A 12,643-nucleotide genomic window follows, 5' to 3' on the forward strand; every position below is an offset into this window, starting at 1 on the left:
ACGACCGTTGCCCCCGGCCACTACCGGAACTACGTGGCCGTACCGATAGCGAGGACTTCGCCATCGTGGTCGCCCGCATGGCGGACACATGGCGGACACGGAGGACACCTGCTCCGCCTTCTTCGTCGACCTGGGCAGCCCCGGCTGCCGCGTCACCGACGGCGCCTCGCCCAGGTCGGGCGAGCACATCGAGAGAGACATCGTCCTGGAGGACTGCCGGGTCCCGGCCGCCGCCCTGCTCGGCGAGAGGCCCCTGGCGCAACTTCTGCCTGACCGGCACCGCCGAACTGCGCGACGGCGTCCGGGGCGGGGCCGGCCGGGGTGCCCCCGACCTCGTCGCCGCGCTGACCGCCGAGCAGGTCTTCCAGTCGATGGCCGTACGGCTGCACGGCCCCCGCGCCGCCGAGGCCGGCCGGCTGCTGCGCTGGGAGATCACCCGGCCGTCCGCCACGGAGGCGGGGATCTGGACGCTGCTGCTGTCCAACGGCGCGCTCACTTCCCTGCCCGGCGACGCGCCCCGCGGCGAGGCCCCGGACGTCACCCTGCGCCTGGGGCGTCCCGTGCTGGACGAGGTGGTCGGCCGCCGGACCACCTTCGCCGACGCGATCGGGGCGGGGCGGATCGCCGTGACGGGCGACGTGGGCGCGCTGGTCAGGTTCGGCGGGCTCCCGGAGCGGCCCGATCCGCGGTTCGCGATCGTGACCCCGTGACCGCGCCCGGTCCGGCAGGTCAGCGCAGCAGCAGATGGGCCAGGGCGACGGAGCCCCAGATCAGGATCACGGCACGCAGGACGCCGGGACGCAGCCGGTGCCCCACCCCCGCGCCGAACCGCCCGCCGAACGCGGAGCCCAGCGCGACCAGCCCGACCGCCGTCCAGTCGAACTCGGCGACGAAGAGGAAGAACAGCGCGGCGACGGTATTGACGCCGGCCACCAGCACGTTCTTGAAGGCGTTGAGACGCTGCAGCCGCTCATCGAGGCACAGGCCCATCAGCGACAGGTAGAGGGTGCCCTGCGCGGCGGAGAAGTAGCCGCCGTAGACGCTGGTCAGCGCCAGACCGCCGTACAGCGCGGGCCCGCCGTCGCGGCGGGCGGCACCACCGTCCCGGGCGCGCCCCCGCACCCACTTCCCGGTCAGCGGCTGCAACGCGACCAGCAGCAGCGCCAGCCCCACCAGGACCGGCACGATCGCGTCGAACGCCGACGACGGCAGGGCCAGCAGCAGCGTGGCGCCGACCAGACCGCCCGGCAGGGCGGCGGCCAGCAGCGGTACGACGCGTCCGCGCTGCCCGGTCAGCTCGCGGCGGTAGCCGACGCAGGCGCCGACCGAACCGGGGACCAGCCCCAGTGCGTTGGAGACGGTGGCGGTGACCGGCGGCAGCCCGACGGCGAGCAGGGCGGGGAAGGTGACGAGCGTGCCGGAGCCGACGACGGCGTTCAGGGCGCCCGCCAGCACCCCGGAGACGAGTACGGCGGCCATCTCGACCGGCGTCATACGGCGGCTGCGGTGTCGTCCGGGACCATGTACATGGCGGGTACATTATCCGGCCGGTGTTTCGGCGCCGGCCGAACTGTCCAGGAATCCGTAGTCCCCTAGGCCCACAGCTCCCGGCTGTCGCACACGCGCGCCCCCATGTTGCGCTCCATCATGCGCAGGGCGGCGTCCGCGAGGTCCTGGTGGATGTGGGCGACGGCGTCGCGGGGGACGACGACGTCCAGGTGGCGGATGTGCGCGTCGAGGGCGGAGTAGAGGACGCACTGCTCGGTGACCTGGCCGCACAGGACCAGCTCCCCGATGCCGAGTTGCTGCACCAGGTAGGTCAGCGGGGTCTCGAAGAAGATCGAGTGCCGGGCCTTGACCACGAAGAGGGACGCCTCGTCGGGGCGCAGTGGTTCCACGAGGTCGGCGTGCGGTCCGGCGAGGGCCTTGTCGAGGAGTTCGCCGTGGTGCGACCGCCACTCGCCGAAATTGTCATTGACGTAGATCACGGGTGCGTCCGCGGCCCGGGCCCGCCGGAGCAGACCGGTCACGACGGGCACCACCGACGCGGCCGAGGGGATCAGCTGCTCGGCGTCCTTGTGGTCATAGGTGTTGATCATGTCGATGACGACCAGCGCTGTCTTGCTCATACGCATCAGGGTTCCCCCGAGTCGGCGTTCCAGCGACCCGGCCGGCGTACGCCCGCAGAGCGTCGTCCCGCACTCGGCGGTCACATCGTGTAACAGTCCGTCCATGATGTTGTCACGAAACGATGAGATGACACACGGTCCCGTCGCCCTGCGCGGTGTCCGGTGCGTTCTGGTCACGCTGACGACGGCCGCCGCGCTGGCCGCCCCGACGGCCGCCGCGACGGCCGTGACCGGATCCCTCGGCTCCCGCGGCACCGACTGGGACGCCATCGCGGCGTGCGAGTCCAGCGGCGACTGGAAGGCCAACACCGGCAACGGCCACTACGGCGGGCTCCAGTTCAAGCAGTCCAGCTGGGCGGCGGCCGGCGGGCTCAAGTACGCGCCCCGCGCCGACCTCGCCAGCCGGTCCGAGCAGATCGCCGTGGCCGAGCGGCTGGCCGACATCCAGGGGAAGTCCGCCTGGGCCTGCTCCTGGGCCGGATAGGAGTCCCGGGGGCGGGGTGTCGTCCGCCATTGAGGTGGTTTCCGGTGTCCTTCGGCGTGACGGGATGCCGCCGGTGATACCGAAAATCACATGAGTTCTGTGCGACGTCTTCTCTCCCCCCGTACGGCGGCCGCGTTCTGTGCCCTGGGAACGTCCGCCCTGTTGCTGACCGCCTGCGCCGGCGCGGAAACGACGCGTGCCGACGTGGCCGCCGCGGCCCCGACCAGCCCGTCCGCCGGCACCGGCAGCCCCGGTGTCACGACCTCGCCGTCGGTTTCCCCGACCGGCACCGCCACCTCGTCCCTCACCGAGGACCAGGCCGAACGCAAGGCGCTGGTGCCTCAGGTCGAGGTGGCCTGGGACCAGGCGGCCGACACCGCCGTCAAGGAGGTCTCCGGCGGCAAGCTCACCGAGATCGAACTGGACAGCGCCTCGGGCGAGAGCCCGTCGGCCACCTCCGCCTCGCCCGGTGCGACGGCCAGCCCCGCCCCCGCCCCTTCGAAGGGCGCGCCGGTCTGGGTCGCCAAGGTGGCCGCGTCCGACGGCACCGTTCGCGAGGTCGACATCGACGCCGTCACCGGCAAGGTGTTCCACTCCGAGGCCGACGCCGACCAGAGCGCGGACGACAAGAGCGAGATCGCCGACCGGCTGAGCCAGGCCGACCAGACCGCGGAGCAGGCCGCGAAGGCGGCCACCGACAAGACCGACGGCACCGTCACCGCCGTCAAGCTCGACGAGAACGACGACCAGAAGCTGATCTGGTCCGTGGACGTCGTCACCACCGACAACTGGAACAAGACGACCTACGAGGTCGACGCGAGCAACGGGGAGATCCTGCGCGAGCACGTCGACCGCGACTGAACACCGGTCCGCCGGTCCGACGGCCCGTCCGCCCCGCGATCAGCGGGGCGGACGGGCCTGTCGGTTCACCGCGCCGCCCCGCCCTGACCGCCCGTCGGGGCGGGGGAGCCGAGGACGCGTGCGACGTACCGCGCCAGTTGCGCGCGCAGTTCCTCGCGGGGAGCCCCCCCGTCCGCCAGGTGTTCCACGAGGTCCGCGCGGACGGCGGCGAGCAGCGCGTGGGCGGCGAAACCGTCGTCGTCGAAGCCGGGCACCCGGTCCAGCACGGTCTTCAGCAGGCTGTGCCAGTACCCGTAGTGCTCCGCCCGGTAGGGGCTGTCACTGCCGTCGCCCTCCAGGGCCAGGGCGAGATGGCGGTGGTCGAGCTTGAAGCACAGCAGCGCGTCCAGCAGGGCGGGGACGCGCAGCCGCGGGTCGGTGGCGGGGCCCAGCGGCGGCGGGCCCTCCTCGACGGCCCGCGCGACGGGTTCGAGCCGTGCCGCGTACAGGGCGCGGATCAGCCCCGTCCGGTCGCCGTAGGCGCGGAAGAGAGTGCCCTTGCCGACCCCGGCCGCCGCCGCGACGTCGGCCATGGTGACGTCCTCCGGGCGGGTACAGCGGGCGAACAGCTCGTCGGCGGCGGCCAGGACGGCGGCACGGTTGCGTTCCGCGTCCTTGCGGGGTTTGCGCTCTGCCACGCGGCTCCTCCTTGAAAAGCGGACCGTCGGTCCGTATATTCAAAGCGGACCTCGGGTCCGCATTCTTATCCTAGGGGACGGAGCAGAGCACACCCATGTCAGCATCCACGTCAGCACCCATGTCACCCGCCGACCTCTACCGGCACAGCCTGCGGCTGCTGCTGGACAAGGACATCGCCGGCTGGACCGGCCTGTGGGCCGAGGACGGCGTCATGGAGTTCCCGTTCGCGCCCGAGGGCTGGCCCCGGCGGCTGGAGGGCAAGGCGGCCGTCGCCGGCTACATGCGCCACTACCCCGACCACATCGACCTGCACGACTTCCCCGACGTGCGCGTCCACCGGACCGCCGAACCGGACACGATCGTGGTCGAGATGCGCGGGGTGGGCCGCCTGGTGCGGACCGGTGCCCCGTTCGAGATGACGTACATCGCCGTCGTGACGGTCCGCGACGGGCGGATCGTCATGTACCGCGACTACTGGAACCCGCTCGCCGTCCAGGAGCAGCCGGGCATGGACTTCGCCGGGGCCGCCCGATGAACGCCACCGGAACCACGCTCGTCATCGGAGCCACCGGCACCACCGGAGGCCGCGTCGTCGCACGGCTCGTCGCCGGCGGGCACCGGGTGCGAGCCGCGAGCCGCCGCGCCGCCCCGGTGCCGGGCGCGGACCCGGTCCGCTTCGACTGGTACGACGCCGCCACCCACGACGCGGCGGTCACGGGCACCGACCGGGTCTACCTCGTGCCGCCCGTGGGCGACCCGGACCCGGCCGCGGTCATGCTGCCGTTCCTGGAACGGGCCCGCGCCGCCGGTGTGTGCCGCGCGGTGCTCCTCAGTTCCTCGGCCGTCGAGGCGGGCGGTCCCGCGGTGGGGGAGGTGCACCGGGCGCTGCCCGGGCTGATCGAACAGTGGGCGGTGCTGCGGCCCTCCTGGTTCATGCAGAACTTCACCGGAGACCACGCCCACGCCGCCAGCATCCGGGCCGACGGCACCATCCTGACCGCCACCGGATCGGGCCGCGTCGGTTTCGTCGACGCCGACGACATCGCCGCCGTGGCCGTCCACGCCCTGACCGACGAGCGCGTCCCCGGCTCCGACCTGGTGCTCACCGGCCCGCGGGCGCTCAGCCACGACGAGGTCGCCGCCGTCCTCACCGAGGTCACCGGGCGCCCCGTGACCCACCGTCGGCTGACCTACGAGGAGCAGCGGGAGCGCCTCGCACCGCTCACCACACCGGAGTTCGCGGCGCTGCTGGCCGGCATGGACCGGGCGATCGCCGAGGGTGCCGAGGACCGCGTCACGGACACCGTCCGCCGCGTCACCGGCCGGGCTCCGCGCGACCTGCGGACGGTCGTGGAACGGGAGCTGGCCCTGGCGGCGGGGTGACGCGCGGGGGCGGGCGTGCGGGGGTGACGCGCAGTGGTGCGCGTGCGTGGGTGACGCGCGGGCGGGACGCCGCTCAGTGGGGCGACAGGCGGCGGCGGATGTCGTCGAAGTGGCGGTGCACGGCCCGCTCCGCGGCCTCCGCGTCGCCCGCCCGGACGGCGTCGACGATCCGGGCGTGCATCCGGGCCAGTTCCACCCCGTCGGCGGCGGTGCCCAGGCCCTGGGCACGCACCTGGTGGAAGGCGCTCCAGAACGCGTCGAGGAGCTCGCTGAGCAGCTCGTTGCCGAGGCAGCGGTGCAGGACGCGGTGGAAGGCGCGGTCGGTGCGGGCCGCGATCTCCCCGGCGTCGCGCACCTCCGTGTGCATCGTCGCCACCAGCGCGTCCAGCTCGGCCAGATCCGCCTCGGGCACCCGGCCCGCGAGCCGGTACATGAGCCCGGCCTCCAGGGCCTCGCGCAGCTGCAGCAGTTCGAGGAGGCTGCCCCGGCCGCGCCGGTGCCCCACCACCGTGCGGAACGCCAGCGCCTCGATCAGCGGGTCCAGTGACATGGGCCCGACATAGGTGCCGAAGCCGCGCCGGATCTCGACGATGTGCATCGCCTGGAGGGACTTCAGCGCCTCGCGCAGGGAGTTGCGGCTGATCCCGAACCGTTCCATCAGCTCGGGCTCGGTGGGCAGCGGATCGCCCGGGCCGAGGCCCCGCTCCACGATCAGCTCCTTGATCTTCTCCTCGGCGCTGGCGGCGACCGACGGCATCCGCCGCCCCCTCTCCACGCTTGACATCGCTGCTGGGCCGTGTCTGACTCTACAGGACGTAGGACGTCCTACGTCCCCTTCGCGGGGATATGTACGACCTGGAGCACCCATGCCTCTTCCCGCGCCCCTGCGAGGCGTCATCCCCCCGGTCCTCACCCCGCTGACCCCGACGGGGGAGGTGGACACCGCCTCGCTGCGCCGGCTCATCGGTCACCTGATCGGGGCCGGGGTCCACGGCGTGTTCCTGCTCGGTTCCAGCGGTGAGGCCGCATACCTCACCGACGCCCAGCGGCGTACCGTCCTGGAGACGGGCGTGGACGCCGTGGCGGGACGTGTCCCCGTGCTGGCCGGGGTCATCGAGACGACCACGCCCCGGGTGCTGGAGCGGGCCGCCGACGCCGTCCGGGCGGGCGCCGACGCGCTGGTCGCCACGGCCCCCTTCTACGCCCGCACCCACCCCGCCGAGATCGCCGGCCACTACCGGCGCGTCCGCGCCGCCGCCGGCCGGCCGCTGTTCGCCTACGACATCCCGGTCGCCGTCCACACCAAGCTGCCCCGCGAGGTGGTGCTCGGCCTCGCCGCCGACGGCACCCTCGCCGGGCTCAAGGACTCCAGCGGCGACGAGGGCTCCCTGCGCCGGCTGCTGCTCGACCCGCGCCGCCGTACGTCCGGCTTCTCCGTGCTCACCGGCTCGGAACTCACCGCGGACGGCGCCCTGCTGGCGGGCGCGGACGGTGTCGTGCCGGGCCTCGGCAACGTGGACGCCCGCGGCTTCGTACGCCTCCACGAGGCCGCCACCGCCGGGGACTGGGACCGTGCCAGGGCCGAACAGGACCGGCTGGCCGCCCTGTTCGCGCTCACCGAGGCGGGTGACCCGGCCCGGATGGGCGCCGGTTCCTCCGCGCTCGGCGGCTTCAAGGCCGCGGCGCACCTGCTCGGCCTCATCGACTGCCCCGCCACCGCCGCGCCGCAGGTCCCGCTCGACGAGCCGGCCGTGGACCGCGTCCGCGCCTGCCTCGTCGCCGCCGGTCTCCTGTGACGCCGACCCCGCATCGGAGCCGCCATGAAGTCCGCGCGCACCCCCGCCGCTTCCGCTCCCTGGTACCGGGAGATCACCCGGCAGAAGTGGAAGTCCTTCTTCGCCGCCTGGATCGGATACCTCCTGGACGGCTTCGACTTCATCCTGATCACCCTGGTCCTGACCGAGATCGCCGACGACTTCGGCCTGAGTGCCGTGGAGTCCGCGAGCCTGGTCTCCGGCGCCTTCATCACCCGCTGGCTCGGCGGCGCGCTGCTCGGTGCCCTCGGTGACCGGTTCGGCCGCAAGAGCGCCATGGTGGCCAGCATCCTGCTGTACTCCGTCGGCACCTTCGCGTGCGGCTTCGCGTGGGACTACACCAGTCTGTTCACCGCCCGGCTGCTGATCGGCATGGGCATGGCGGGGGAGTACAGCGCCAGCGCCACCTACGTCCTGGAGAGCTGGCCGGCCCGGCTGCGCAACCGGGCCTCGGGCTTCCTGATCTCCGGCTTCTCGCTGGGCGGTGTCCTGGCCGCCGAGGTCTACGAGCACGTGGTGCCCGTCCACGGCTGGCGCTGGCTGTTCTACATCGGCCTGCTGCCCGTGGCCGTCGCCCTGTGGGTGCGCCGGGCCCTGCCCGAGGCCGACGACTGGGAGGAGCGGGTGGGGGCCGCCGCCGAGCGGCCGAACCCCTTCCGGCCGCTGTTCGCCGGGCGGCGCCGGGCCGCGGTCAACACCGTCCTGGTGGCCGTCGCCACGGGGTCGCTCTTCGCGGTGTTCACCCCGGTCGGAGCGGGCCTGGTGCCCGTGCTGTCGGTCGTCGCCGCGGGCTGTCTGACCGCGTTCGCCGTGCAACTGGGCGGACGGAAGCGGTGGCTGCTGTTCGTCGCGCTGTGCGCCACCGTGTTCTGCGCGTTCCTCTACAGCTGGCCGGTGCAGGCCCTGCTGCCCACCTACCTCAAGACCGAACTCGGCTTCACCCCGCAACAGGTCAGCGACGCGCTCTACTTCGCCGGGTTCGGCACCATGGCCGGCTGTATCGCGGCCGGCTTCCTCGGCGACCGGTTCGGCACCCGCAGGACGTACGGCTGGACCCTGCTGGCCGGGACGGCGTTCGTGTTCCCCGTCTTCGCGGTCCGGGACAGCCCGGTCGTCCTGGGACTGCTGCTCTTCCTGATGCTCGCCTGTATGCAGGGCATCTCCGGGCTGCTGCCCAAGTACATCGCCGGGCACTTCCCGACCGAGACGAGGGCCGCGTCCCTGGGGTTCACCTACAACGTGGGCGCGCTGGGCGGCGCGGTGGCCCCGGTGCTGGGCGCCCGGCTCGCATCCGGGATGCCCCTGGGCCAGGCGCTCGCGGTGCTCACCTTCGGACTGACCCTGGTGGTGATCGTGCTGATCGGCTTCGACGTCCCCGGCCGGCTCAACCGGCTGATCGACCCCGAAGCCGTACCGGACCACCTCGTCACCGAGGCGGGCCCGCGGCGGGGGGAGGAGGGGACCCGGACCGGCGTGCGGCAGTGACGGTCTCCGGACCGGAGTCCCCGGCGGGAAGCGCGCCCGCACCGCTCCGCCACGGACGGGGCCCGACCGCGTGTGTACCGCCAACGGCCCCCGGGCGTGCCCGGAGCGGTGCGGGCGTCAGCCGTCAGTCGTCCGAGTCGCCCTGCCTGCCCGACTTCGTCCCGCCCGAGTGCCGCACCAGCTCGCCCGCCGCCAGGGTCACCGAGGCCACCGCCCGCGCCCACCGCGGACCGCCCCGCGCGGCCCACACGACACAGGCGCAGCCCGCGACGACGAGTACGAGTATTCCCGACAGAACCAGTACGGCCACGGCCGTCCCCCTTGCCTCGATGTGATCACCGCCATCCTGCCAGGCGGCGGGTCACCGAGGACGGGCGTCCTGTTGACCGGGGCGCGGGGCCGACCTATCGTCGCGAACCAATGCTCGCCGAGCCGGTGGGGTGGTCACCTTGTCAGATACGACGCCGCGGTCCGTCCGCACCCCTCGCGAGGTGCTGGCCGACTACCACCAGGCCATGCGGGACAAGTCGCCGGACGACCTGGCCGGTCTGTACGCCGTCGACGCGGTGCACGAGTTCCCCTTCACCAGCCCCGGCTTCCCGCCGCGTCTCGAGGGCCGGGAAGCGGTGCGCGAGGGCTACCGGGCGGCCTGGGGCGCCAGCCCGGTACGCGTGCAGGAGATCACGGACGTCACCGTCCACGAGACCGTCACCCCGGGCGTGATCGTCGCGGAACACGTCGTGGTGGTCTCACCGCCCTCCGGCGGCGCCGCCTTCACCGTGCCGGGCCTGCTGGTCCTGCGCGTCAAGGACGGACTCCTCACCCATGTCCGGGACTACATGGACGGGCTGGGCGTGGTACAGCTCCGGGGACAGACGCCCGCCTGACGGACGCGCGCGGACCGGTCACGGCAGCGGCGTGCCGCCCGTCGCGTTCACGATCTCGGCGGTGATGTACGACGCTTCCGGCGAGGCCAGGAAGACGTACGCGGGAGCCATCTCGGCCGGCTGGGCCGGCCTGCCGATGGGGGCCTGCTTGCCGAACTCGGCGGTGTCCGGCAGCGTCGCGGGGATCAGCGGGGTCCACACCGGTCCGGGGGCGACGGCGTTGACCCGCACACCGCGGTCGATCACCATCTGGGCCAGCCCCTGGGTGAAGGTGACGATGGCCCCCTTCGTCATCGCGTAGTCGAGCAGATGAGGACTGGGCTTGTACGCCTGCACGGACGCGGAGTTGATGATGCTGCCGCCCGCGGGGATGTGCGGCAGCGCGAACTTCGACAGCCAGAACATGCCGTAGAGGTTGGTGCGCATCACCCGGTCGAACTGCTCCGTCGGGATCGTCTCGATGCCCTCGGGCCGCGCCATCTGGTACGCCGCGTTGTTCACCAGGATGTCGATGCGGCCGAACGCGTCGACGGCACGGTCCACGAGGGACCGGCACTCGGCCTCCTCACGGATGTCGCAGGAGACGGGGACCGCGCGGCGCCCGGCGTCCTCGACCCACCGGGCGGTCTCCGCGGCGTCGTCCTTCTCCTCGTCCAGGTGGGTGAAGAGCACGTCGGCTCCCTCGCGGGCGAAGGCCAGTGCCACCGCCCGGCCGATCCCCGAGTCCCCTCCGGTGATCACGGCCTTGCGGCCGTCGAGCCGCCCGCTGCCCCGGTAGGACTCCTCACCGTGGTCCGGTGGCGGGTCCATGGGCCCGGTCCAGCCGGGATGGGGCTGGTCCTGGGCCGGGAACTCGGGCTGCGGATGCCGGTGGGCGGGGTGCTGCGGCTGGTTCACGGTACGGCTCCTTCCTCGTGGAGGGGCCCGGGTTCCCGCGCCGGACCAGGGGAAACGAGCCGGTCTGGAGGGACGGGCGGCGCCGCTGCGGCGTCGTGACCGCCATGTGACCGGCCGCGCCTTGCCGTACCAGGAGTAACAAGATCATCATTCGAGGTGAGAGCCTCAGGCAACTTCCGAGGCCGTTACCCCCTTGCCGCGGCCCCCGAGGTCCCGTCGCGTGTGGTCCGCGGTGTCTCCCCTTCCCCCAGGAGTCCCGCATGCAGTCTTTAAGCCAGCCTCTTGAGCAGGCGCGCGAGGAATACGAGTCTCATCAGCGCACCTGCCGCCAGTGCCGCGCGGACGCGGCGCCCTGTCCCGCGGCCAAACACCTCAGACGCGTCTACAACAACCTGGCCCGGGCGGCGCGCCCCCGCCCGTCCGGCCGCGCGGCCTCCTGACCGGCGAGTGAGGGGGTTCGTCTCCGCACGGGGGTGACCGGGGGCGGCCTGGGGCTGATGGTTCCGGACTTTTCTGGGTAGACGGCTGCCGTAGCGGTCAGAGCTCAGGAAGCGGGCGGATCGGATGAACAAAGCTGCCCAGGACGAGGCTGCCCAGAACGACGACCGGCTCCAGGACGGGCTGGTCTGGATGTCGGCGGCGTACGAGGGTGTGCCGGGCGACATCGCGCGGGCGCGGGAGATGGCACGTGCCTTCCTGGCCCGGCTGGAGGAGGACCACGGGTACCGGGTGCCCGACCGCGCCGCGCAAGCGGTGCAGCTGGTGGTCAGCGAACTGCTGACGAACGCCTGCAAGCACACGTCCGGTCCGGCCCTGGTCGGCCTCGAACTGGTCGGCGGCCTGGTGGAGATCACGGTCCGCGACAGCGACCCGGGCCTGCCGGTGGCACGGTCCGCCGACCCGGCCCGGGTCGGCCAGCACGGACTGGAGATCGTCATGGCCGTCTCCCAGGACTTCGGGGTGTACCGGGAACCGGTGGGCAAGAGGACGACGGCCACGGTGCGGCTCACCGACGAACCGCGCGGCGGCGTCGAGCGGATGCCGCGCGCCGAGGGCGACGGGGGCGGTGAGCGGTGACCGGCGTGCCGGCCGGGAAGAACCGGCGTCCCTGGAGGCGGTCGTCCGCGGCCGGCCACGCGGCACCTCCGACGCCCTTCAGGGCGTGGGAATGCCGGCCGGCCGCGCCGGCCGGCCGAAGCGGACCGGTACGCCGGGGGAGTACAGCACACTCACCGGCGGCCCCTGGGGTGCCGGCAGGCCGCCCGTGGCCAGCAGGTTCTCCTCGCACCTGAGCAACTCGGCCCGGTACAGGGGCCAGCGGGGGTGAACGCTGGGCAGATACGCCGCCCCGCGGAAGAACGCGTTGTGCATGCCCCAGCGGGCGGTGAGGAAGTGCTCCAACTCCGTGGGCTCCTCGACGCGTTCGCCCTTCCGTACGGCGATACGGCTGAACGCGCCGCGCGGCCCCGGCCAGCGGCGCGCGCTGCTGTACGTGACGACGTCGCCGGCGGTGCGGACCCGCATCCGGGACCACAGGTACGGCAGCCGGAAGCCGGCCCGGCCCATCACCACGGGCAGCAGCCGCGCGGCGTCCATCGACCGGAAGACGACCCCGCGCCGGCCGTGGGCGTCGACCGAGTACAGCCGTACGTTCGTCTCCGGGAACGAACCCAGGTACGGCACGCCGGGCAGCCCGAGCCAGCCGACCCGGTGCATACGGAAGGCGACGAGACCGGCGTAGGTGACCCCGTCGTGGGTGTCGGGAACCGTCCCGTGCGGCAGCAGCGGCGCCACCAGCTCCGGCTCGACGGCCCAGTGCAGAAAACAGAGGTCGAGCCACTGCTGGGTGAGCAGTGGGAGAGGGACGCTGACGGGGGCGTCGGGAGTGATGGCGGCGGGCTTGTGCACGCTTCCAGCATGGCAGAGCGGCCGGTACCCGGACCGGGACGAGGCTTAGCGCCAGGTGTACGTGGAAACGACTACTCCCGAGCAGCCGTCGCAGGGGGGAGTGCCGTCATGAGGTAC

The 12,643-nt window shown here is 73.0% G+C and carries 16 protein-coding genes; 9 read left to right on the plus strand and 7 right to left on the minus strand.

All coding sequences use genetic code 11. The annotated features are described in order from the left end of the window. Positions 1–77 precede the first annotated feature (77 nt). Positions 78–710, plus strand: a complete 633-nt coding sequence (locus J7I94_RS36220) for an alkyl sulfatase C-terminal domain-containing protein (protein ID WP_251076255.1) — start codon at positions 78–80, stop codon at positions 708–710. Positions 711–729: 19 nt separating this feature from the next. Here the strand turns inward: J7I94_RS36220 and J7I94_RS36225 are convergent, their stop codons facing one another. Together J7I94_RS36225 and J7I94_RS36230 are read right to left on the minus strand one after the other, a co-directional pair. Continuing rightward, positions 730–1,494, minus strand: a complete 765-nt coding sequence (locus J7I94_RS36225; RefSeq protein ID WP_215174352.1) for a sulfite exporter TauE/SafE family protein — start codon at positions 1,492–1,494, stop codon at positions 730–732. A gap of 98 nt (positions 1,495–1,592) precedes the next feature. Next, positions 1,593–2,129 (minus strand): isochorismatase family cysteine hydrolase, encoded by a 537-nt coding sequence (locus J7I94_RS36230; RefSeq protein ID WP_215174353.1) that lies wholly within the window; start codon positions 2,127–2,129, stop codon positions 1,593–1,595. A gap of 127 nt (positions 2,130–2,256) precedes the next feature. Between J7I94_RS36230 and J7I94_RS36235 the strand changes: the two genes are divergently transcribed. Then, positions 2,257–2,613: a transglycosylase family protein gene (locus J7I94_RS36235; protein ID WP_215174355.1), complete on the plus strand. Its 357-nt coding sequence runs from the start codon at positions 2,257–2,259 to the stop codon at positions 2,611–2,613. A 90-nt stretch (positions 2,614–2,703) separates the two neighbouring features. Next, complete coding sequence (locus J7I94_RS36240) at positions 2,704–3,474, plus strand: PepSY domain-containing protein (protein ID WP_215174357.1); 771 nt, start codon at positions 2,704–2,706, stop codon at positions 3,472–3,474. A gap of 65 nt (positions 3,475–3,539) precedes the next feature. Here J7I94_RS36240 and J7I94_RS36245 read toward each other — a convergent pair whose 3' ends face one another. Further along, the gene (locus J7I94_RS36245; RefSeq protein ID WP_215174359.1) at positions 3,540–4,151 is read right to left on the minus strand and encodes a TetR/AcrR family transcriptional regulator; all 612 of its coding nucleotides are present in this window, start codon (positions 4,149–4,151) and stop codon (positions 3,540–3,542) included. Between the two features lie 119 nt (positions 4,152–4,270). Here J7I94_RS36245 and J7I94_RS36250 point away from each other — a divergent pair, with 119 nt between their 5' ends. Together J7I94_RS36250 and J7I94_RS36255 are read left to right on the plus strand one after the other, a co-directional pair. Continuing rightward, positions 4,271–4,687, plus strand: a complete 417-nt coding sequence (locus J7I94_RS36250; protein ID WP_251076256.1) for a nuclear transport factor 2 family protein — start codon at positions 4,271–4,273, stop codon at positions 4,685–4,687. Then, entirely contained in the window at positions 4,684–5,535 is an 852-nt protein-coding gene (locus J7I94_RS36255; RefSeq protein WP_215174363.1) for an NAD(P)H-binding protein, read from the plus strand. Before J7I94_RS36250 ends, J7I94_RS36255 begins: the two co-directional genes overlap by 4 nt. Before the next feature lie 73 nt (positions 5,536–5,608). Here J7I94_RS36255 and J7I94_RS36260 read toward each other — a convergent pair whose 3' ends face one another. Continuing rightward, positions 5,609–6,292, minus strand: coding sequence for a FadR/GntR family transcriptional regulator (locus J7I94_RS36260; protein ID WP_251076257.1), 684 nt, complete (start codon positions 6,290–6,292; stop codon positions 5,609–5,611). Between the two features lie 109 nt (positions 6,293–6,401). Between J7I94_RS36260 and J7I94_RS36265 the strand changes: the two genes are divergently transcribed. Further along, on the plus strand, positions 6,402–7,331 hold the full coding sequence (locus tag J7I94_RS36265; protein WP_215174367.1) for a dihydrodipicolinate synthase family protein: 930 nt from the start codon (positions 6,402–6,404) through the stop codon (positions 7,329–7,331). Positions 7,332–7,355: 24 nt separating this feature from the next. Beyond that, on the plus strand, positions 7,356–8,834 hold the full coding sequence (locus J7I94_RS36270) for a sialate:H+ symport family MFS transporter (protein WP_215174369.1): 1,479 nt from the start codon (positions 7,356–7,358) through the stop codon (positions 8,832–8,834). Between the two features lie 124 nt (positions 8,835–8,958). On the opposite strand, the gene J7I94_RS36275 is transcribed toward J7I94_RS36270, so the two are convergent. After that, positions 8,959–9,144: a hypothetical protein gene (locus tag J7I94_RS36275; protein WP_215174371.1), complete on the minus strand. Its 186-nt coding sequence runs from the start codon at positions 9,142–9,144 to the stop codon at positions 8,959–8,961. Positions 9,145–9,283: 139 nt separating this feature from the next. Between J7I94_RS36275 and J7I94_RS36280 the strand changes: the two genes are divergently transcribed. Continuing rightward, positions 9,284–9,721: a nuclear transport factor 2 family protein gene (locus J7I94_RS36280; RefSeq protein ID WP_251076258.1), complete on the plus strand. Its 438-nt coding sequence runs from the start codon at positions 9,284–9,286 to the stop codon at positions 9,719–9,721. Between the two features lie 18 nt (positions 9,722–9,739). Here the strand turns inward: J7I94_RS36280 and J7I94_RS36285 are convergent, their stop codons facing one another. Further along, a complete protein-coding gene (locus tag J7I94_RS36285; RefSeq protein WP_215174373.1) occupies positions 9,740–10,618 on the minus strand; it encodes an SDR family oxidoreductase in 879 nt (292 codons plus the stop codon). Between the two features lie 564 nt (positions 10,619–11,182). On the opposite strand from J7I94_RS36285, the gene J7I94_RS36290 reads away from it, so the two are divergent. Continuing rightward, positions 11,183–11,695: an ATP-binding protein gene (locus J7I94_RS36290; RefSeq protein ID WP_215174376.1), complete on the plus strand. Its 513-nt coding sequence runs from the start codon at positions 11,183–11,185 to the stop codon at positions 11,693–11,695. Positions 11,696–11,773: 78 nt separating this feature from the next. Here J7I94_RS36290 and J7I94_RS36295 read toward each other — a convergent pair whose 3' ends face one another. Then, on the minus strand, positions 11,774–12,526 hold the full coding sequence (locus J7I94_RS36295) for a YqjF family protein (RefSeq protein ID WP_215174378.1): 753 nt from the start codon (positions 12,524–12,526) through the stop codon (positions 11,774–11,776). Between the last annotated feature and the right edge of the window lie 117 nt (positions 12,527–12,643).

The organism is Streptomyces sp. ISL-12, assembly GCF_018614415.1.
Lineage (GTDB): Bacteria > Actinomycetota > Actinomycetes > Streptomycetales > Streptomycetaceae > Streptomyces.